The organism is Rossellomorea sp. SC111, assembly GCF_024733565.1.
In the GTDB taxonomy this organism is placed as follows: Bacteria; Bacillota; Bacilli; order Bacillales; family Bacillaceae_B; genus Rossellomorea.
Genome location: NZ_JANIOC010000032.1, coordinates 1 through 1,315, shown reverse-complemented (window position 1 = coordinate 1,315; position 1,315 = coordinate 1). Strand labels below are relative to the sequence as shown.

2 protein-coding genes are annotated in these 1,315 nt (G+C 37.4%); both read right to left on the bottom strand.

What is annotated here, in order from left to right; all coding sequences use genetic code 11:
• The coding region (locus NQ095_RS22460) for an IS3 family transposase (RefSeq protein ID WP_258265550.1) at positions 1-771 on the bottom strand (771 nt) is incomplete at its 3' end.
• Positions 768-1,196 (bottom strand): HTH domain-containing protein, encoded by a 429-nt coding sequence (locus NQ095_RS22455; protein WP_258265549.1) that lies wholly within the window; start codon positions 1,194-1,196, stop codon positions 768-770. The genes NQ095_RS22455 and NQ095_RS22460, both read right to left, overlap by 4 nt.
• Positions 1,197-1,315 lie beyond the last annotated feature (119 nt).

Sequence of the window (1,315 nt, the reverse complement as noted above, 5' to 3'; positions counted from 1 at the left end):
TTTGTGATTAACATGGTCTTTAAAATGACCAAAGAATGACTCCATAGGGGCATTGTCCCAACAGTTTCCTCTTCTAGACATTGATTGGCTGATTTTTAGTGATTTGACTCTCTCTTGAAACTCCGGGTGTGTGTAATGAAAACCTTGGTCAGAATGAAGAATGGCTTCTGGGTGAAATAAACCTTGTGACTTCTCAAGTTGGAAAAGCGTTTGATACACAATATCCATTTCTAATGAACAGGACAAGTAATAGGCTAAGATTTCTTTCGTCGCTCCATCCTTCACACAAGATAGATAGGCTTTTTGCCCTTTCCCAAAGTAAAGGTAAGTGATATCTGTTAATAAGACTTTCCCGGGCTCCTCTTGGTTAAATTCTCGTTTTAATAGGTTAGGACATGTTCGGTGTTCTTGTGTTGCTTTCAACATTTTTCGGTATGGATTAGCTCTTCTAATTTTGGTTTCCAAACTGTACTTACGCATCAACCGACTAATTTTTTTATGGTTCATCACGACTCCGTACTCATTTTCAAGGATCATCTTAATCGAAAGAATGCCTGCTTTTTCCTTTTTGAGGCGAAAGATCTCTTTAATGAGTTGGACTTCTTGTTCGTCTGATTCTTCTCTAATTTGACGTGCACTTTCAGATCGTAACCAAGCATAATAACCACTTTTACTCACTTTTCCCACTGTACATAAATGTCCTATTTGCCCTTTTAATTGATGAGCTCTCACTGTTTTTTCTATGAGCTGATACTTCTCCGATGCTTTCAACGTTTTTCTTTCAGCGCCTGCCTCTCGAGTTCTTCTAGCTTTTTTAAGAATTCATTCTCTGCTTCTAAATACTTAATCCGGGCTTCTGCCTTTTTAAGTTTTTCATCTACGGTTAGAGATTTAGAAGATGGACGACCAGTGCTCGCTTTTCCTCTTCTTTCCGATTCAAAGCCTGTCACACCAAATTTCAAATCGATTTCTCTCCAACGTTTTAAACACCTTTTAGGTTGATCTTTTCCTATCATTTCTAAATTAAACCCGTGTTCAATAAAGATTTGAGAGGGGCCTTTACCTTGTTTATATTCACTTACTGCTTTTATTTTAAAAGCAGGGGAGTAAGAGATAGAGCGCTCAGAAACTCGGCAGGTGTGGGGGTTAGCTTCTAATTCTTTTATTTGAAAGTCGGTATAACTCTTTTTACTCATAATCTATTCTCCGTTCAAATTAATGGTTTAATTATAAACGGGTTTTTCTTATATGGACATGAAAAAACCCGAATATGGGGCACTTTTTTATCAGTGTCCTATATTCGGGTAGTAGTTCA

Bases quoted from the DNA above. Each gene is read 5' to 3' on its own strand.
- NQ095_RS22455 (WP_258265549.1), bottom strand. From the start codon at position 1,196: ATGAGTAAAAAGAGTTATACCGACTTTCAAATAAAAGAATTAGAAGCT.